Source organism: Citricoccus sp. NR2, from assembly GCF_027594385.1.
Classification (GTDB): Bacteria; Actinomycetota; Actinomycetes; order Actinomycetales; family Micrococcaceae; genus CmP2.
In genome coordinates this window covers 1,427,985-1,446,644 of record NZ_CP115154.1, presented here as the reverse complement: position 1 = coordinate 1,446,644, position 18,660 = coordinate 1,427,985, and the positions used below count along the sequence as shown (strand labels likewise).

General features: G+C 67.5%; 15 protein-coding genes and 1 tRNA gene. 7 read left to right on the top strand and 9 right to left on the bottom strand.

All coding sequences use genetic code 11. The features are described 5' to 3' along the window. Nucleotides 1-33: 33 nt before the first annotated feature. Both O1A05_RS06815 and dcd read right to left on the bottom strand, forming a co-directional pair. Nucleotides 34-1,353 carry an MFS transporter gene (locus O1A05_RS06815; protein ID WP_270107280.1) on the bottom strand — a complete coding sequence of 440 codons (1,320 nt, stop codon included), beginning with the start codon at nt 1,351-1,353 and terminating at the stop codon, nt 34-36. Between the two features lie 101 nt (nt 1,354-1,454). Then, on the bottom strand, nt 1,455-2,036 hold the full coding sequence (dcd, locus tag O1A05_RS06810; protein ID WP_270107279.1) for a dCTP deaminase: 582 nt from the start codon (nt 2,034-2,036) through the stop codon (nt 1,455-1,457). Nucleotides 2,037-2,099: 63 nt separating this feature from the next. On the opposite strand from dcd, the gene O1A05_RS06805 reads away from it, so the two are divergent. From O1A05_RS06805 to O1A05_RS06795, 3 genes are all read left to right on the top strand, one after another. Further along, nucleotides 2,100-2,170 (top strand) — tRNA-Gly (locus O1A05_RS06805). 92 nt (nt 2,171-2,262) lie between these two features. Then, a complete protein-coding gene (locus O1A05_RS06800; RefSeq protein WP_270107278.1) occupies nt 2,263-3,246 on the top strand; it encodes an AEC family transporter in 984 nt (327 codons plus the stop codon). Nucleotides 3,247-3,338: 92 nt separating this feature from the next. After that, on the top strand, nt 3,339-4,493 hold the full coding sequence (locus O1A05_RS06795; RefSeq protein ID WP_270107277.1) for a hypothetical protein: 1,155 nt from the start codon (nt 3,339-3,341) through the stop codon (nt 4,491-4,493). Between the two features lie 63 nt (nt 4,494-4,556). Here O1A05_RS06795 and O1A05_RS06790 read toward each other — a convergent pair whose 3' ends face one another. Further along, nucleotides 4,557-5,033, bottom strand: a complete 477-nt coding sequence (locus O1A05_RS06790; RefSeq protein ID WP_270107276.1) for a flavodoxin domain-containing protein — start codon at nt 5,031-5,033, stop codon at nt 4,557-4,559. A 148-nt stretch (nt 5,034-5,181) separates the two neighbouring features. After that, entirely contained in the window at nt 5,182-7,293 is a 2,112-nt protein-coding gene (locus O1A05_RS06785; protein WP_270107275.1) for an NHL domain-containing thioredoxin family protein, read from the bottom strand. A 357-nt stretch (nt 7,294-7,650) separates the two neighbouring features. On the opposite strand from O1A05_RS06785, the gene O1A05_RS06780 reads away from it, so the two are divergent. After that, a complete protein-coding gene (locus tag O1A05_RS06780) occupies nt 7,651-9,585 on the top strand; it encodes an alkaline phosphatase (RefSeq protein ID WP_270107274.1) in 1,935 nt (644 codons plus the stop codon). 37 nt (nt 9,586-9,622) lie between these two features. Then, entirely contained in the window at nt 9,623-10,942 is a 1,320-nt protein-coding gene (locus tag O1A05_RS06775; RefSeq protein ID WP_270107273.1) for a WxL protein peptidoglycan domain-containing protein, read from the top strand. Here the strand turns inward: O1A05_RS06775 and O1A05_RS06770 are convergent. Together O1A05_RS06770 and O1A05_RS06765 are read right to left on the bottom strand one after the other, a co-directional pair. Beyond that, entirely contained in the window at nt 10,864-11,676 is an 813-nt protein-coding gene (locus O1A05_RS06770; protein ID WP_270107272.1) for an ABC transporter ATP-binding protein, read from the bottom strand. The genes O1A05_RS06775 and O1A05_RS06770 overlap by 79 nt on opposite strands. A gap of 54 nt (nt 11,677-11,730) precedes the next feature. Further along, nucleotides 11,731-12,855: an ABC transporter permease gene (locus tag O1A05_RS06765; protein WP_270107271.1), complete on the bottom strand. Its 1,125-nt coding sequence runs from the start codon at nt 12,853-12,855 to the stop codon at nt 11,731-11,733. Between the two features lie 152 nt (nt 12,856-13,007). Here O1A05_RS06765 and O1A05_RS06760 point away from each other — a divergent pair, with 152 nt between their 5' ends. After that, entirely contained in the window at nt 13,008-14,255 is a 1,248-nt protein-coding gene (locus O1A05_RS06760) for a sensor histidine kinase (protein ID WP_270107270.1), read from the top strand. Continuing rightward, nucleotides 14,252-14,863: a response regulator gene (locus tag O1A05_RS06755; protein WP_270107269.1), complete on the top strand. Its 612-nt coding sequence runs from the start codon at nt 14,252-14,254 to the stop codon at nt 14,861-14,863. Before O1A05_RS06760 ends, O1A05_RS06755 begins: the two co-directional genes overlap by 4 nt. Here O1A05_RS06755 and O1A05_RS06750 read toward each other — a convergent pair whose 3' ends face one another. The 3 genes from O1A05_RS06750 to O1A05_RS06740 are packed head-to-tail and all read right to left on the bottom strand — an operon-like array spanning nt 14,864 to nt 18,644. Further along, nucleotides 14,864-15,766 (bottom strand): hypothetical protein, encoded by a 903-nt coding sequence (locus O1A05_RS06750; protein ID WP_270107268.1) that lies wholly within the window; start codon nt 15,764-15,766, stop codon nt 14,864-14,866. Further along, the gene (locus O1A05_RS06745; protein WP_270107267.1) at nt 15,763-17,955 is read right to left on the bottom strand and encodes a cytochrome c oxidase assembly protein; all 2,193 of its coding nucleotides are present in this window, start codon (nt 17,953-17,955) and stop codon (nt 15,763-15,765) included. Before O1A05_RS06745 ends, O1A05_RS06750 begins: the two co-directional genes overlap by 4 nt. A gap of 32 nt (nt 17,956-17,987) precedes the next feature. Continuing rightward, entirely contained in the window at nt 17,988-18,644 is a 657-nt protein-coding gene (locus O1A05_RS06740; RefSeq protein ID WP_270107266.1) for a copper resistance CopC family protein, read from the bottom strand. Nucleotides 18,645-18,660 lie beyond the last annotated feature (16 nt).

Sequence of the window (18,660 nt, the reverse complement as noted above, 5' to 3'; positions counted from 1 at the left end):
CGCTCCGCGCGCTTAACATGAGCTTCATCACAGTCAGCCGGCGGCGACCTCTTCGTGTTGCACCGGATCCGTCACGCGCAACAACAGCAGCGCCCCAGCCACCAGCACGAAGGCGATGGCGACGATCATCCAGCGGGAGTCCCCGAAGATCCCCACCAGCACGGCGATGAGAGCAGGAGCCAGGAACGAGACCGAACGTCCGGTGGTGGCGTAAAGACCGTAAATTTCGCCGGCCCGCTCCGGGGTGGTCAGCCGCCCCAAAAACGCACGCGACGCCGATTGCACGGGGCCGACAAAGAAGCACAGCACCAAACCGAAGATCCAGAATGCCTGAGGGCCTTCCAGGAAGAACAGGATGATCGCTACCGAAATCAGCCCCGCCAGGGAGGCCATGATCACGGATTTCGGGCCGAAGCGGTCATCGAACCATCCACCGGCGAACGCACCGGCGGCGGCGATGACATTAGCCACGATCCCGAAGATCAGCACATCCCCGGTGGCGATGCCGTACACGGTGGTTCCCAGGATTCCGCCATACGTGAACACGGCTCCCACGCCGTCACGAAACACCGCCGAGGACACCAGGAACCAGAAGGTATTGCGCTCTTCGCGCCACAGCAGGGCGATGGTGCGGAACAGTTCCCGGTAGGAATCCAGCAGGCTCGGGCGCGGTGCGTTCGCCTGCTCAGCAGAGGGCCGCGGGCTGGGCGCGGTGAGCATCAACGGCAGGGAGAAGATCAGGAACCACACGGCGGCGAACACGGCGACGATGCGGACGTTCATGGCGTCGTCGCCGGTGATGCCCAGCCAGTGGGTGTCGCCGGCGATGAATCCGACGTAGACGATGAGCAGCAGGAAGATCCCACCCAGGTAGCCCGCGCCCCAGCCGATGCCGGAGACCTTGCCCATGGTGGAGCGGGTGGCGATCTGCACCAGGATCGCGTTGTACTGGACTTCCGCGAATTCGAAGAACACGTTGCCGGCCGACAGCAGCATCACGCCGAGCAGCAGGTGGGATTCTTTCGGTTCGACGAAAAAGCAGGCCGCCATGGTCGCCAGCACCGCGAGGGTGTTCAGGGCGAGCCAAAAGCGACGACGGCCGCCGCGATCGGCGCGCTGACCCAGAATCGGCGCGCTGATCGCCACGATGACTCCGGCGATGGCGGTTCCGGTTGCCAACCAGGAGGTGCCTCGATCGTCGGGACCAAAAGCACCGGAAGCGAGGTAGGTGCCGAATACGAAGGTCACCATCACCGCATTGAACGCAGCGGACCCCCAGTCCCAGAGCGCCCAGACGAGAATCTGACGTTTGCCTCTGGAACGCGCGGGATTACTCTGAACAGTGCTGGTCATGAGCCGCATCGTAGTGCAGGTCGATCCTTCAGCACCATGCTCCGGGTGACGCAGAGGTTAACGCAGAGGTTAACAGAGCCCGACCGCAGGCTCGCCCCGCGTTAGTTCTCGATGCTGGTGCGGTGGAAGTTTTGATGCGAACGCGACGCCGTCGGGCCGCGCTGCCCCTGATAGCGATTCTTGTTCGGCCCGGTGCCATAGGGGTGCTCGGAGGCCGAGGTGAGCCGGAAGAAGCACAGCTGGCCGATCTTCGAGCCGGGCCACAGCTTGATGGGCAACGTCGCCATATTCGACAGTTCGAGAGTGACGTGGCCGGAGAAACCCGGATCAATGAACCCGGCGGTGGAATGGGTGAGCAGCCCCAGGCGCCCCAGCGAGGACTTACCCTCGAGGCGGGCGGCGACGTCGTGAGGGAGCGTGACCTGTTCATAGGTGGAGCCCAACACGAACTCCCCCGGATGCAGAATAAACGGCTCGTCCGGATCGACCTCCACCAGTCGGGTCAGCTCGGGCTGCTCTTCGGCGGGATCGATGTGCGCGTAACGGTGATTGTCGAACAGGCGGAAGAACCGGTCAATGCGCACGTCGATGCTGGCGGGCTGGACCATCTCCAGCTCGAGCGGGTCCAACATGATGCGCCCGGAATCGAGTTCGGCACGGATGTCACGGTCTGAGAGAAGCACGACACCACGGTAGCGCATTCCGGCCCGGATGCCCGGATCGGTTCTGATAGTCTTGACCCGTTCGCGGGTGTAGCTCAATGGTAGAGCGCCAGCTTCCCAAGCTGGATACGCGGGTTCGATTCCCGTCACCCGCTCTGTTTCTGCCCTCGCGCACTCCGCGTGAAGCAGCGCACCACCGGGCCCGCCACGGACCCTCTGGATCCGCACCGAGCAGGAGGTTGCATCCGTGGTCGAGGTCCTCTCCGGGTTCACGATCGTCTGGGTCATCATCCTGGTGGGGTACATGGTCGGCAAGACCGGCGTCCTCGGCGAACGCGGTCAACCGGTGCTCTCACGTCTGGCGTTCTTCGTCGCTTCCCCCGCGTTGCTCTTCGATACGCTCTCCCACGCCGATATTCAGGCGGTGCTGGGCCCGCAGCTGTGGGTGGCCGGAATTTCTGCGCTGCTGGCGGCGGTGATCTATCTCGGCCTAGCCGCCTGGGTGTTGCCGCGACGTCGGAACTCCGAGCGGGTGATTGCCGCACTGGGTGCCTCGATGGTGAACTCCGCCAACCTCGGGCTCCCGATCGCCGCTTATGTGTTGGGCAATGCCGCCTATGCCGCGCCCGTGATCATTTTCCAGCTGGCCCTCTACACCCCGGTGTACGCGTTCACCATGGACATGCTGACCTCCCGGGAGCGCGCCGCCGCCGAGCCCAGCGAGGGACCGCGCAAGGTGGGACCGTCCACGATGCTGCGCGGCACCCTGCGGTTGTTCGGCACGATTCTGCGCAACCCGATGATTGTGGGTTCCGGTGCCGGGTTGCTGGTGTCGGTCACGGGCGTGCCACTGATCGATCCACTGGCCGAGTCGATTCATCTCATTGGCGGCGCCGCCATTCCGGCCATGCTGATCGCGTTCGGTATGACCCTCGTGGGCTCCCGCCCCCTGGAGAAGTCCTCGGCCCGCCGGCTCGACGTCGCCGTCGCCTCCCTGATCAAACTGGTGGTGCACCCCGTGCTGGCCTGGGTGCTCGCGGCTTTCGTGTTCCAGCTGGAGGGTTTCGATCTGCTGTCCGCTGTGGTTCTGGGGTCGCTGCCGACCGCGCAGAACGTGTTTGTGGCGGCGTCGCGCTATAACGCCGGGCTGGTGGTGGCCAAAGACACCGTGCTGGTGACCACCGTGGTGGCGATTCCGGGCATGATCGCGATTGCGGTGCTGTTCTCCTGATGTGGGTGCCTTACACTGCACAACAGACCAGATTCTCACGCAACCCTGTTCGACACTGATGAACGACGCCGTGATCACACCAGGAGGGGACCATGACCGGTGACACCACAGCGCCCGCGCTCGGTCAGGACGCCACCCGGCCGGGTGGCTCCCGCCGCCGCTGGGGCTGGATCTGCGCCGGGGCGGCCGGGGTGACGCTGATCGCCGGTGCGGTGACCGTGGCGGTGCTCAACTCCACCGTGTTTACCCCCGAGGCCGTGGTGGAGCGCTACCTGGATGCGGTGCGTGAGGGCGACGGCGCCACCGCGTTCGGTCTGGCACAGGCCCGGTTTGCCGATGCCGAGGCTCCCGGAGAGAACCCGGATGGGCTCTCCACTGCGCTACTGGACGGCGAGGCGCTGGCCTCCACCCTGACCGGGGTCGAGGACCTCCAGGTCACTGAAGTCTCCGCGGACGAGTCCGATCTCGCCGGCACTGACGAGGCTGACGACGCTGATGCCGTGGTGCGGGTGTCCTTCACCGTGGACGGCGCCGAGCACCACAGCGATTTCGGGGTGAACCGCACCGGCCGCGACTGGTTGGTGTTCCCGCGCTGGAGCATGCAGGAGGTGGCCCTGCAGGAGGTGGTGCTGGAGCCGTCCGGGCTGCCCGAGAACGCCGCAGCGGATGCTCCGGTCGCCGATGTCAATGAGGTGCCGGTGCCGTTGACCGGGCGCGATGCCGAGTCGCAGTCACGGTTTGCGGTGTTGCCGCCGGCCGTCGTGACCGCCGAATACGAAGGTAGCTTCGTGGCCAGTGTGTCGCCGGGGCGCGCCATCGTCGAAAATACTGGAGCAGCCGCGGGAGAAGACGCCGAGCAGGCGCACCGACTGGAGCTGACACTGGGCGCCACCGAGGCCCTCACCGCGGAGATCCAACGCCAGATTTCCGAGCACCTGACGTTTTGTACCGACCAGAAGGTACTCCAACCCACCGGCTGCCCAATGCGGTACTGGACCAGCAACCGGGTGACCCCCGACAGCATCGAATGGTCCATCCCGGAGGACCCGAAGATTTACCTGGAGCACGAGAACGACGCCTCACAGATCCGGATTGCCGGGGTGGACGCGGTCGCGCGGATCACCCTGGAGGAGATCGACCTGGTCACTGGTGAGGCCCGCACCGTGGAAGAGGATCTCCCCTTCGAGCTGCAGGCCGAGCTGACCGTGACCCCGGAGCGCGTCGTCGTCCGTCCTGATCTGAGCTGAACTGCACGACGCTGCGGGCCTGGAGCGTGCCCGAGGCACACCGGGACACAGGGGGTGTGCGTGTCAGACGGCGCCGCGGGTGCCGACGTGCTTGGCCCATTCTTCGACGGCGTGCCAGTTGCGGAAATCTCCGTACTGGCCGCCCGCCACCTTGATCTGGAGCTTCTCGAGGAAACCCAGCTTGTCTTCAAACACCGCACCGCGCAGGTAGGTGACGTCGCGGGCACCGAGGGTGTCTAACTTGGCGCGGATGCCGGCGTCGAGCTCGGGGCTACCGCCGGAGGCCGCCAGGAACAGGGACTTCTTGTCGAGCTCGGCCTGGTGGGCGGTGACGAACGCGGTGGCGGGCTTATGCCAGGCGTTCCGGTACACCGGGGCGACCACGATGACGGCGTCCACGGAGTCCAGGATCTTCGAGGCGGCGGAGACGTCTTCCACGATGGCGTTGACCCCCTTGGCCTCCCGCAGGGTGGTGCAGATACGCTCGGCGATCTCGCGGGTGGATCCGTGCCGGGTGGAGGCGACAACCAGGGTGGTCATGAAGTTCTCTTCCGTCTCGTGTCTGTCTCGTCCGGGCGCCGCGCGGGCGATCGGCCCCGCAGGCGTGCGGGCACCTCACAGTCTAACCGCCACCGTTCGGCGACGTCAGCGGCTCGTCGGTCGCGGTTCTGGCGTCGGTCCCAGTGGCTCAGTGCATCCCACGCAGGTCGAGGTCGAGGCGTGTCTCACCGGCGGGCTCCACGGTGACCGGGATGCCCCAGTCCTGCTGGTACAGGTGGCACGCGGCGAAGTCCGGGATCGGCTGACCGGGTTCGCCATCACACGCAGCAGCACGGGCGGTAATGTGCAGGACGCCCTCGGTGACCTCCGGGTTCAGCCGCAGGGTGCGGGTGAGCCCGGTGGTGGAGCCGTCGCCGTCGAGCAGCAGATTCTCCGGGGAGGAGGAGATCTTCAGCTGGGTGGGGTCCCCCCAACGGTCGTCGAGCTTCTGGCCGGTGGGGGCGGCGAAGCCGATGCTGATCTCGAAATCGCCAGCCGCCACCGAGGTGCGGGGGCGTTGGGTTTGCAGGGCGCCCTCGTCAACCTGGAGAAACTCTTCCGGCACGGCCAGGCGTACGAGCTGATGCGCATTGGTTTCGACGACGATGATGCTCACAGGTTTGCCCTCGGCGTCGTGCTCGACGAGGACGTCCGAGGGTTCGGCCAGACCGCGGGCCACGGTAGAGACGCTGGCCGGAACCGGACGACCGTCGGCGCCGGTGGTCTCGGGGGCGTAGCGGCGGATCGCGCCGTTGTAGGTGTCGGCCACCAGCACGGAGCCATCGGGCAAGGCGGTGACGCCGAGGGGGTGCTGTAGGCGGGCCTCGTCCGGGTCGCCGTCGCGGAAACCGAAGTCGAAGAGTCCCTCGCCGATCACGGTGCCCACGGTGCGGGCGTTCTCGTCATCGGCCGTGTCAGTACCGGCAGCGTTGCCGGGGCGAACCCAGCGCAGCGCTGAGGTCTCAGAATCGGCCACCCACAGGGTGCCATCGGTGCCCACCGACAGCCCGGAGGACTGCGCGAACCAGGACGAATCGGCCGCGCCGTCGAGCAGGCCCTCCAGGCCGGTGCCGGCGTAAATGGCCACCGCGCCGGTGTGCGGGTCGAAGCTGAAGAGTTGATGCACGCCTGCCATGGCCACCACCACGGTCTGCTCAGCCTCGGACCACACCACGTCCCAGGGGCTGGACAGCGAGGTGTCCAGAGGTGCGGTGGCGAAGGGCTCCAGGGAGACGGAAACCTCGGCGTCAGCGGCGTCGGAGCCGGCGCTCTCCGGCCCCGGGGCGGCGGCTTCCTTGGCGCGCTCGGAGTCAATCAGGCGCTGCACGCCGTTTCCGGCCAGGGTGGTCACAGTGCCGTTGCCCAAAGAGACCCCGCGCAGCCGGTGGTTCACGGAATCGGCGACGACGAGGTCGTAGCCCACCTGCTCAGCCACCTCAGCCGGAAGCAGGGCGACACCCTGGGGCTCGTTGAACAGCGCGGTGTCTCGGCCGCCGTCGGCGTATCCCTTGGCGCCGATGTGGTCCGGGTGCTGGGCGTATTCCGGGGCCACCGGGGCTCCGGTGCCATTGCCGCCGATCACCTGCAGCACCTCGGTCAGATCAGCGTCGACCTCCACCAGGCGGTGGTGGCCGGTGTCGGTGACCAGCAGCGAGCCCGGACGGCTGCCGCGACCGGACAAATCCAGCGCCTTGGCCGGGAACTTCAGGTCACGGGCCACCGGTTCGGGGGCCACGTAGGGTCCGTCGCCGCGATGCAGGGTGCCCTTGGCCTCATGCTCGGCCACCAGCTCGGTGACCAGGGAACGCAGTCCGGCCACATGACCTTCGCCGGAGAGGTGAGCCACAATGTAGCCCTCGGGGTCGACGACGACGAGAGTCGGCCACGCGCGTGCAGAGTACGCCTGCCAGGTGGTCAGCGCCGGGTCATTCACCACCGGGTGGGTAATGTCGTAGCGCTCTACCGCGGCGGCCACGGATTCGGTCCGTCCCTCATGGTCAAATTTCGGCGAGTGCACGCCCACCGTGACCAATACATCGGAGAACTCTTCCTCGAGCGGGCGCAGTTCGTCGAGCACGTGCAGGCAGTTAATGCAGCAGAACGTCCAGAAATCCAGCAGCACAATCTTCCCGCGCAGGGCAGCCAAATCCAGGGCTTCCCCACCGGTGTTGAACCAGGTCTCCCCCACGAGTTCGGAGGCGCGCACCCGGGGGGCGCGTGGTGCGGTTCCTGCTGCTGAGGGTGAGGTCTCTGTGGTCATGTCTCCATTGTCCTCGAAGTCGCGTGGACGGCGGACGCGGTAACGTCACCGTCGGTCATCGACAGTCACAACAGGACCTTCGGCCCGGGCATTCCCACACCCGGTCCGCGCCGAACTCACCGTAGTGAACACCAGGTTAACTCGGCTTCCTCCGCGTCATGGTGCGGATGTACCGGCGCCAGCCCGTCGGAACCGACGAGTAGCGGATTCTTGCTCAGCCAAACGTTCACCTTCCGGTGCTCCGCTCGTCAAACCCGCCCCCTAGGGTGATCCGTGGTCGTCGCCCCCGCGACGACAACCGGGGGCCTACCCCGGTTGACGCACGCTCTCTCACGAACCGCACAGAACGGAAGAGAAATGATGTCGAAGAAGACCACCACCCGCGCCGCCGCCGGCGTACTGGCCACCGCCGTGGTTGCCGGCGCCTCGCTGGCTCCGGCCTACGCCGATCAGGCTGACCAGAACGGCTCCGGTGACAACGGGCCCAAAAACGTGATCGTGATGATCGGCGACGGCATGGGCTACAACCACGTCGTCAGCACGAACCTCTACGAGACCGGTCAGTCTCAGTTCATCACCGAGGGCTCTCCCGGCGCCGTGATCGAGCTCGACGGCGACCCGGTGCAGAGCTACGAGAGCTTCAACCTGCTGGGTATGTCCACCCACTCTCAGTCCAGCATCAACGCCGGCTACGACTACGATTCCGAGGATGCCTGGGGCAGCTTCGGCTGGGCGAACAACACCCCCACCGACTCGGCCGCCGCCGGCACCGCTATGGCCACCGGCACCAAGACCGACAACGGCATGCTCAACGTGGACCCCGAGGGCAACGAGCTGAAGACCGTCTCCGAGGTCGCACACGAGACCGGCCGTTCTGCCGGTGTGGTCTCGTCCGTGGACTTCAACCACGCCACCCCGTCTGCCTACGCCGTCGCCAATGAAGACCGCAACGCGTTTCCGCAGATCGGTCACGACATGATCGAGGCGGAGTACTTGGACGTCATCATGGGTGCCGGTCACCCCGGTTACGACGACGACGGCGAAGCGCGCACCCCGAACTACGGCAAGTTCGCGCAGGCCGACTTCGAAGCGCTGTCCGCCGACAACACCGGTTGGGACTACATCGAGTCCAAGACCGACTTCGAAGCGCTGGCACGCGGTGAGATCACCTCCGAGAAGGTCTTCGGCCTGGCTCAGGTGGCCTCCACCCTGCAGCAGAACCGCAGCGGCGACTCCGCGGGCACCCTGCCCGGCGAGGTGGCCTTCAACGACAACGTCCCGGACCTGCCCACCATGTCGGAAGGCGCACTGAACGTGCTCGGCCAAAACGACAAGGGTTTCCACCTCATGATTGAGGGCGGCGCCATCGACTGGACCGGCCACGCCAACCAGACCACTCGCAACATCGAGGAAACCCAGGATTTCAACGCCGCGGTCGACACGGTGATCGACTGGGTCGAGGAGAACTCTTCTTGGGACGACACCCTGCTCGTCGTCACCGCTGACCACGAGACCGGCTACCTCGGCGGCACCGAGGATGACCCGGACTTCACCCAGATGTACGGCAACGCCGGCGAACTGCCCACCGTGAGCTGGTCCTCACCGAACCACACCAACCTGCTGGTGCCCTACTTCTTCAAGGGTGCCGGCTCAGAGGCCCTGCAGAACGCTGTGGTCGGCACCGACTCGGTGCGCGGTGACTACATCGACAACACCACCCTGGCCACCCTGCTGAAGGAAGACCTCTGGGCCGATGAGACCACTCCGGTCGAGCCGGGCGAGGGCGATATCCCGGTCGAGGCCGAGATCCCCGGTCTGCCTGGTGACGATGACGACAACAACGCGCCCGGTTCGCTGGTGCTCTCCATCGCTGACGGCACCGCCACCCTGGGCAACCAGCGCAACGCCGGTGACCGGCTGCGCGTGACCGGTGAACTGCCCACCGTGTCCGTCACCGACACCCGTCGTACCGGCGCCGGCTGGGCCGTGGCCGGCCAGTCCTCCGACCTGAGCATCGCCGGCGACAGCGACGAGTCCGTCACGGCTGACCACCTCGGCTGGGCCCCCTTCGTCACCGACACCACCAACAGCGCCACCCCGGGTGAGGTTTCCCGCGGCGTGCTCGCCGGCGGCGAGGGCCTGGCCGCCCCGGCCACCCTGGGCTCGGCCACCGAGGAGACCCGCCTGGGCACCTCGGACCTCGCGGCCGATCTGGTGCTCGAGGTTCCGGTCGACACCGAAGCCGGCACCTACACCGGCGCACTGTCGGTCTCCCTGTTCCCGGTCGACTGACCAGGTGTGAACCACTGAAAACACTGATCAACCCCCGGTGACGACGCGGTCCCGCACCCCTCATCTGGGAGTGCGGGACCGGCGTCGTCTCGCCACTGCCGCCGAAATACCTGATCTTCCTGACGTCCCTGGTATCCCGGTCGACGTCGACTTGACGAAAGAACACCACCCGATGACTCTGTTCTCCGCCGCCCGGCCCTCGCCGCGCACCGCTACCTCCGGCGCCCTACTGCTCACCCTGCTGCTCGCGCTGCTGGGAGCGGGTGCTGCCACGGCCGACACCACGGATGAGGCGACCACCACTGAGGAGACCACCTCCGCCGAGCGCACCGTGTGGTCCCTGACTCCGGGCCACGACGCGGAAGAAGCCGACACCACCGAACCGCGGGTCTCTTTCCGCGCCACCGTGGACCCGGGTGCGACCTGGGAAGATGCGGTGACGCTGACGAATTTCTCCGCCGCCGAGGCAACCTTCACCCTGCAGGCCGCCGACGGGGTGGTCTCCGATTCCGGCGCCTTCGATATTCTGCGCCCCGGCGAGGAGAACACCGCGGCCGGGCAGTGGATCGAGCTGGAGCAGACCGAGGTCACGGTGCCCGCCGATGAGTCGGTGACGGTGCCCTTCACCCTGACCGTGCCCGAGAATGCCACCCCCGGTGACCACCCGGCCGGCATTGCGGCGTCGGTGTCCAGTGGCAGCGACGACGACGTCTCCATGGTGTCCCGAGTGGGCACCCGCATCCACCTGCGCGTCACCGGCGATATCGCCCCGACCCTGGCCCTCGGCGGCCCGGAGGTCACCTACCAGCAGAACTGGAACCCCTTCGCCCCCGGCACCGCCACGGTGACCTGGCAGGTGGCCAATGAAGGCAACGTGCGCCTGGGGGCCGAGCAGTCGCTGGTCTCCTCCGGACTGTTCGGGCTGGCCGGGGCCACCGCCGAGGTGGAACCGATTCGCGAGGTGCTGCCCGGCGGGCAGGCCCTGGTGAGCGTGGAGCAGCAGGTATGGCCCTTGTTCGGGCTGACCTCCGAGGTGACCGCGCAGCCCGTGGTGGTGGGTGACGACGACGTCGACGCCGAGCTGTCCGCCGCCACCGGCGAAGCAACCACGATGGCGATCCCGATCCCGCAGCTGATTCTGTTGGTGCTACTGGCCCTGCTGATCTGGTGGTGGGGGACCCGCAAGGCCCGCCAGCGCAAGAAGTTCGACGCCGCCGTGGCCGCTGCCGCCGCGAAGGCCAGTCAGAATTCCGCCGCGACCGATCAGGCCAGCATAAATCAGACCCGCGCGGTAGAGCCGGCAGCAGAACCGGCTGCCGTAGTCGATGACACGGCGCCGTCGCGCAGCACCACCTGAGCGTCCGTGTAGTCCACCAGATCCCGGTCGTGGGTGACGATCACCGAGGCCAGGTCGAAGCGTGCGGTGACCTCGGCCAGCAGCGCCATGATCTCGTGCGACCGGGACTCATCCAGGGCGGAGGTGGGCTCGTCGGCCAGCAGCAGGGTCGGCTGCCCCATCAACGCTCGGGCGATGTTAACTCGCTGCCGCTGACCACCCGAAAGCTGGTGGACCCGGCGCTGGCCCATGCCGGCGAGGCCGACGGTGTCCAACAGCTCCTGGGCGTAGTCCCGACGGGCCCGCAACCGGCGTCCGCGCACTCCCCGCACGTGGTCGGTGACCAACAGCTGTTCTTCTGCGGTGAGACCAGTGAGCAGGTTGGGCTGCTGGAAAATGATGCCGATGCGTTCGCGGCGCATCCGGGCCCGTTGCGCTTCCGAGAGGTCGGTGACCTCCACGCCGTCGAGACGCACGCTCCCCGAGCTCGGGGTGATCAGCGTGGCCAGTACCGACAGCAGCGAGGACTTACCGGAGCCCGATTCCCCCATCAGCGCGGTGACCTGCTGACGCGCCGCGGTCAGGCTCACCGAATCCAGGGCGGTGACGGTGCGCGGCCGCCCCTGCTCGTCAGTGCCATCGGGGTAGCTCAGGCTCACGTGGTGAAGTTCGGCAACGGCAACGGTAGCCGCGGCAGTAGCAGACGTGACAGGGGCGTGGGGGACGGTGGGGTTCGTCGTCGTAGGGTTCGTCATGATCGGTCCTTTCGGGGATCGGCAAGTAGGCGACAGCGGGGTGAAGGCGGGAGCTTAGTTGCCGCCGAGGGCCAGCATCGGGTCGACGCGGGTCACCTTGCGCACTGCGAGTGCGGCACCGAGGACCCCGAGCACCCAGATGCCGAGCACCGGCAACCCCACCGTCCACGCGTCGAGGGTGAAGGGCACGGCGGATCCGGCGAGCGCGCCGAGTCCGGTGCCGAGCGCACCGCCGAGAATCACGCCGACGGCGAGCACCACGCAGGCCTGGCCGAGCCCGTCGCGCAGCAGGTACCCCGGTGCGGCGCCGAGGGCGCGCAGCACGGCCAGTTCGCGGGTGCGTTGGATGGTCCACACCGTGACGAAGGAGACGATCACCAGGGCGGAGATCCCGTAGAGGAAGCCCTGCATGGTCAGCAGCGAGCCCTGTTCGGAGGAGTAGGCGGGCAGTCCGTTGAATGACTCTTCGGTGGTCACCGCCAGCATGCCGTGCTCGGACGCGCCTGCCGACCAGTCCGGGTTGCTGCCCGCTGCCGTCTCGTCCGCGGTCAGCGCCAGTACGGTGCCCACGGTGGGCCGGTCCCCGGCGTCGGCGTGGGTGAGGCGTACCCAGTCGGCCGTTTCTACCCACACCACCGGGGAGTGGGCGTAGAACTGATCCTCGGTGATCTCGGCGACGGTGAGCTGAACCTGGCCGATTTCCACCTCGTCGCCGACGCTGAGCCCGGCCTCCTCGGCCACCGTGGCGGACACGGTGATCTCCCCCGCGTGCGGGTCGGAGAGGGTGTCGTCGTCGAGGGTGGTGGACACCATTCCGGAGCCTTCGGGTACGCCGACAACGGCGACGGGCGCGGAGCGATCCTCGGCGGCGAGCAGGGTCTGGGCGAACCCGATCGGCACCGCGCTGGCCACGCCGTCGGTTTCCGCCCAAGCGTCCACTTGGTCTTGGGTGACCGCCGATTGCGGGAAGGACACCTCGTCCGGGACCTCGTCGTCGACGATGGATCCCACGGCAAAGCGGTCCGGGTTCAGGCCCTCCAGCACGGCAGTGTTCTGGTGACCCAGCCCGGAGGTGAGCCCGGTGAGCATCACCAGCAGCACGGTGATCATCCCGACCACCGCGCCCATCAGGGTGAAACGGCCGGCGGCCGCGCGGATTTCTCGAAGTCCAACAAACATGGTGCGTCCCTTCCTTCGGTTCTCGCCCGATGTTTTCGTCTGTATCCATCCCATCGCGGGCGCCCGGGTGCGCACATCGTGAGGAGGGGTGAAACCGGAATCAACCGATCGGTGGATAACCAGGCTTCAGCGCCACCAGCTACCGTGGAGGGATGAGGACTGTGTCGGGCGAGATGCCGGTATTGCGCTGGCTGCGCGTCGGGGTGCACGTCCTCACCGCGGCCCTGCTGCTGATCGGGTTGGGACGCGCGTTCACCGGGATCACCGTGGGGCTGGCGCTGGCTTTCGGTGCGGTCTATTTGTTCGGCACCGCCTGGGAGTACCGCCGGATGCGTGCGGGTGGTCCCGCACCGTCACGCAGCATGACCCTGGGGTGGCTCACCGCCGTGCTGGTGCTGTGGGCCGGTCTACTCGCGGCCGACGCCGGATTCGTGTGGCTCGCGTTCCCGCTGATGTTCCTGGTGCTGCACCTGACCGGCGGCCCCACCCACCCGATCTCGCTGACCGGGGTGGCCCTGCTGTGGAGCGCGACCTGGGCGCTGCCCTGGTGGCATACCGGCAGCTCCCCCAGCCTGCCCGAGGTGCTGGGTCCGGGTCTGGGCGCGGTGGTGGCGGTGCTCATTTCTGCCGCCTACCGGTCGCTGCACGCCGAGGCGCTGCACCATCAGCGCATCGCCGAGGCCCTGCGGGCGGCCCAGGCGGAACTGGCCGCCACCGAGCATCACGCCGGCCAGCTGGCCGAACGGGAACGGCTCTCCCGCGAGATTCACGACACCCTGGCCCAGGGGCTCTCCTCCCTGGTGCTGCTCTCCCGGGCCGCACAGCGCCCGGGGCTGCCCGCCGACACCACAGACGCCCTGGAGCTCATCGAGTCCACCGCCGCCGAGAACCTCACTGAGGCGCGCCGGTTTGTGCAGCGGCTGGCCGCCGTCGACACCGTGTCACTGCCGGAGACCCTGCAGCACCTGGTGGATCGCACCCGGGCCGAGCTGGCCCTGCTCGGACGGCCGGCTCATTGCTCTCTGAATTGGCAGGGCGACTCCGCGCTGCAGCTGCCCGAGCCCCTGGCCGCCGTGGTGCTGCGTACCGTGCAGGTGGGACTGGGCAACGTGGTGGCCCACGCTGCCCCCGCCCGCGTCGTAGTCACGGTGGGCGTGTTTGACGACGTCGTCACCGTGGATGTTTTCGACGACGGCGCCGGCTTCACCGTCTCCGACCTCGACGACGACGGCGCCCCCATCACCGCGCCGCGCCCCGATCATTCCGGCCGCGGTCTCACCGGGCTGGCCCGCCGGGTGCGGGGCGTGCAGGGCCGGCTCGAGGTGGAGTCCTCACCCGGGGAAGGCACCGTGTTGGGGGTGCGCGTCCCCCGCGGCGGCTTGTCCGAGGAGGTTTCATGAGGGTGCTGTTGGTGGATGATCACCCGGTGGTGCGCGCCGGACTGCGCGCCCTGATCTCCGGGTTTGATCAAATAACCGTGGCCGCCGAAGCCAGCCACGGAGCCGAAGCGCTGGAGTTGCTGGATGCGGGGCTGGACGTCGACGTCGTGGTGATGGATCTGCAGATGCCCGAAATGGACGGGGTGCGCACCACCGCGGAGGTGAGCCGTCGGGGCGGGCCACCGGTGCTGGTGCTGACCACTTTCGACACCCAGGCCGACGTCGTGGCCGCCCTGCGGGCCGGGGCGGTGGGGTATCTGCTCAAGGATGCCCCCGCACCCACCCTGCGCCAGGCGCTGATCGATACGGCGCAGCGGCGGGCTACCCTGGCCCCGGAGGTAGCCTCGGCGGTGGTCCAGCAACTGCATCGGCCCCAGCCCACCCTCTCGGCCCGGGAAATCGAGTTGTTGGAGGCCCTAGCCACCGGTGCGTCGAACCGTGAGTTAGCGGCCACACTGTTCATTTCGCAGGCCACCGTGAAAACCCACCTGGTGCACATCTACGACAAGCTCGGCGTGACCAATCGCACCGCCGCCATCGCCGCGGCCCGCGAACAGCGCCTGATCTGACTACTCCGCGTCCGGGATCATGCTCAGCGCACTGGTGAGCACCTGGTCGGCGATCTGCTGGAACTCGACGTCGCGCACCTGCTCGGGCCCGACGAACGAGACCATCGCCACGTAGCCGCCCTCTTCGCGCACCAGCACCAGGGCGGTGCGTTCGTCTCCCGCCCCGGAACCGGAGCCGGTGGTTTCGGGGATCCGCTGCCAGATCAGCCCAGTGCCTTCCTCGTCCTCGACCGACTCGGCGGTGAACCGATAGGAGGCAGACTCCTCGTAGCCTTCTGGCACGGTGGTGTCGCTGATCCGCATGGTCAGCTCCGCGCAATCGGTGGTGAGCTCACCGACGATATCGATGTAGTTCTGCACCTGGTCAGCCGCCTCGGCTCCCCCACCCACGTCTTCGGCGACGGCGGCGACCTCCACGGTGCCGGTGCCGTCGAAGGTCTCCGAGCTGAAGTCCACCCGGGAGGCGTACTCGCTGGTGGTCAGCAGCGGCGACCAATCCAGGGCGGCCAACGGCGCGGTGCATTCGGCCGGGGCGATGCGGGTGCCGGACTGATTCACCGCCCGGGACTGGGCCTGTTGGCGGAACGTGTCGATCTCCGCCTGGCTGGCGGCCCGCTGCTCGGTGAAGCCCAACTCTGCGGCGTGCGCTGCCGCTGCACTGGAGGCCTGCTGGTCCACCCGTTCCGACGGCGACGCCGCCACCTCTCCCGGGCCCTCGCTCGCGTCCCCGTGATCCGCTTCTTCATCGGTCTCTGTGGTGTCGACCTCGGGGTGGCCGCCGGGCAGTTCCAGGGCCGACGCCGAAGCGTCCGCATCAGGGTCCGTGTCGTCGCCGGCTCCGCAGCCGGTGAGCACCAGGGCGGTCACCCCGAGGGCGGCCGTCAATTGCAGGGTTCGGATCATCGGGGTGTGCCTCCTGAAGGCGAATCGGGGGTGCCACCGCGGCGGGCGGCGTCGTCGTGGGCAGCGTCGTGGGCGGCCAGGCGGGCGAACATGTCGTTCCATTCGGCCAGCTCCTGGTTGCCGCTGGCGTCGGCACGGCGGTCTTCGTTTTTCTCGGTTTTCTTGTCGTGGCGCCACCATTGCCACACCGTGATGACCGCCATCACCACGGTCGGGAACTCGCCGATGCCCCACATGAAGGCGCCTCCGAGCTGTTGGTCCTCAATCGCGCTGACTCCCCAGTCGCGGCCCAGCGACGAAAACCAAGCCGCCTCGAGCAACGATTCGGAGCCCATAATGGCCACCCCGATGAAGGCGTGGAACATCATGGTGGCCAGCAGCAGCACCAGCCGCAGCGGGTACATGGGCCGGTGCGGCAGCGGGTCGATGCCGATCATCACGGTGGCGAACAGGATCCCGGTGATCAAGAAGTGCACGTTCATCAGCTCGTGGCCGACGTGGGCGTCCAGGGCGAAACCGAAAATAGGGGTGTAGTAGAACAGCAGCAGCGAACCGGCGAAGTTCATGCCCACAAAAATCGGGTGCGTGACGAAGCGTCCCCAGCCGGAGTGCAACAGCGCCAGCATCCATTCGCGGGGTCCCCGGGTGCCATCCTTGCGGGCGGTCAGCGAGCGCAGCGCCAAGGTGATCGGCGCACCGAGCACCAGGAACAGCGGAGCGATCATAGTCAGCGTCATATGCGCCACCATGTGCGCGGAAAACAGCACATTCGAATACACCGCCGGCGCACCCGAGGTGGTCCAGTGCAGCACCACCAGCCCGATCAGCCAGGAGATGCTGCGCAGCACCGGCCAACGGTCACCACGACGGCGCAATCGCATCGCGGACCGCACGTACCACAGGGCGAGGAACACGATGATGGCGACCCACAGCCAGTCCAGGCGCCAGGTGTCGACCCAGCGGGCGGCGGTCAGCTCGGGCGGCATGTCGTAGCCGGTGAGCAACCGGGCCGGGGAAGCATTCGGCGGTTCTTCCTCGGGTTTGGGCGGGGCGGTGCGTCCCAGAATGGTGGCCACCGACATCACGGCCGTCATCACCAGAATCTCGACAGCGATCAGCCGCCACAGCAGCCGGTTCACCGGGGAGCCCGGGTCCCCCAGCCGCGGAATCAGCCACTGCCGGTGGGCCAGCCCGATGAATCCGAGCAACACGGTGCCCACGAATTTCGCCATCACCAGCACCCCGTAGGGGCTCAGCAATTGTTCCAGGTGCTCCATGCGCACGGTCGCGTTGACCACCCCGGAAATAGCTACGGTGAACAGGGCCAGCCCGGCCAACGCCGAATACCGCTGCAGTGTGACCTGCACCAGGGGCCGCTGCTGGTCAGCACTGCCCCGTTCGGCGGCCCGTACCTTTCCGGTGAGCACCGGCACCAGCAGCATCAGCAGAACCAGCCCGCCCATCCACAGCAGCACGCCCAGCAGGTGCAGGCCGATGGAGTTCACGGCGGCGGTGTGGTCATCACCGGAGGCGGAGTGACCGATCAGCGCCATCGGCACCACCCCCATCAGCGCCAGCACCGCGGTGAAACCCAGCGCGGTGGGCGAGCGCAGGGCGAACACCAGAGAGGTAACGACGGCGGCGATCACCGTCATCCAGAACCAGGCCTGGCCCACGGAGATCGACTGGACGTAATCCACCAACCCGGAGGTGAACCCGGCCGAGGAGTTCAGCGGCATCCCGGCCAAATCCGAGTAGGTGAACACCGCTTGACCCAGCGCCGCCAGCGTCCACACCGCACCGGCAGCGGCAGCCACGGTCAGGGTGCGGCGGTAGGCCGGATGCTCATCGTCCAGGGTGCCGGCCGAATTCTTCTTGCTGGCGCCCTTCCGCGACCGCCCGGCCGACCACCTCGGAAGAATCCCGGCCGCAAAGACCAGGGCTCCCACGGTGATCGACCAGGTGATGTTGTGCACGGTTTTGGTCAGCGGCAGCCCCCACCGGGTGATCGCGCCGGGGTCAGCGAGCTGCTGCACTGCGGTCACCCCGGTATAGAACCCGGCCAGCACCAGCACGAGAATCCCGACGACGACGGCGCCGGGCCACACCCAGGTGGTAGTGCGGCGCAGCGCGGGGTCGATTCCGCCGGGGCGGCTCGCGTCTCGAGAGGTCTTCGTGGTGCTCGGCATGGGTCCTTCAGGGGTTGCGGGGTTGTGCGGGGTCAGCCCTGTTCGGGGCCGGATCCGTTCGTGCTGGCTCCATCGTGCTGACGCACAGTACGGATCACCCAGACGGCACCGATGGCCATCACGACCACGGCGACCAGCACCGCGATCCAGATCCATCCTGGCACGGCCGGGGCCACCTCAGCTGCGTCCACCGACTCATCGGTGTCAGCAGGTTCGGCGCTCTCTACCGCACTCGCGCTGTCGCTGGGCTCAGCAGCCTCGCAACCCGCCTCGGGGGCAACGACCTCCTCCGCGCTGGGCGCTTCCGGATCATCCAGGGTGAAGGAGAAGCTCTCCTCACCCACGTGCCCGTCGGAATACACCACCCGATAGCCCAGGGTGTAATCACCGTTGGGCATGCCCGCACAGGTGTCGGTGGTCAGATCGTAGCCGTCAATCGTCACCTCGCCGCTGGTCCAGGAGTTCCCCTCGGCGTCGGTGATGTCGATGAGATTGCTCAGCCCCTCCCCATCCAGCGGGGCGCCCGAAAACGTCAGGACGACGTCTTCCGGAGTGGTGGTGAGCGTCTCGCCCCTGGCCGGCGTGGATTCCAGCAGCTCATCGTGGGCCAGCGCGGTGGTGGCGGTGGCCAACAGCAGGGCGGTGCCTAGTGCTGCGGCGGTGCCGGTGGTACGGAAAAGTGTGTTCATGAAGTGTGGTCCTTGC

Coding starts and splice junctions, on each gene's coding strand:
- O1A05_RS06815 (WP_270107280.1), bottom strand. CDS start 1,353: ATGACCAGCACTGTTCAGAGTAATCCCGCGCGTTCCAGAGGCAAACGT.
- O1A05_RS06795 (WP_270107277.1), top strand. CDS start 3,339: ATGACCGGTGACACCACAGCGCCCGCGCTCGGTCAGGACGCCACCCGG.
- O1A05_RS06790 (WP_270107276.1), bottom strand. CDS start 5,033: ATGACCACCCTGGTTGTCGCCTCCACCCGGCACGGATCCACCCGCGAG.
- O1A05_RS06785 (WP_270107275.1), bottom strand. CDS start 7,293: ATGACCACAGAGACCTCACCCTCAGCAGCAGGAACCGCACCACGCGCC.
- O1A05_RS06780 (WP_270107274.1), top strand. CDS start 7,651: ATGATGTCGAAGAAGACCACCACCCGCGCCGCCGCCGGCGTACTGGCC.
- O1A05_RS06770 (WP_270107272.1), bottom strand. CDS start 11,676: ATGACGAACCCTACGACGACGAACCCCACCGTCCCCCACGCCCCTGTC.
- O1A05_RS06765 (WP_270107271.1), bottom strand. CDS start 12,855: ATGTTTGTTGGACTTCGAGAAATCCGCGCGGCCGCCGGCCGTTTCACC.
- O1A05_RS06760 (WP_270107270.1), top strand. CDS start 13,008: ATGAGGACTGTGTCGGGCGAGATGCCGGTATTGCGCTGGCTGCGCGTC.
- O1A05_RS06755 (WP_270107269.1), top strand. CDS start 14,252: ATGAGGGTGCTGTTGGTGGATGATCACCCGGTGGTGCGCGCCGGACTG.
- O1A05_RS06750 (WP_270107268.1), bottom strand. CDS start 15,766: ATGATCCGAACCCTGCAATTGACGGCCGCCCTCGGGGTGACCGCCCTG.
- O1A05_RS06745 (WP_270107267.1), bottom strand. CDS start 17,955: ATGCCGAGCACCACGAAGACCTCTCGAGACGCGAGCCGCCCCGGCGGA.
- O1A05_RS06740 (WP_270107266.1), bottom strand. CDS start 18,644: ATGAACACACTTTTCCGTACCACCGGCACCGCCGCAGCACTAGGCACC.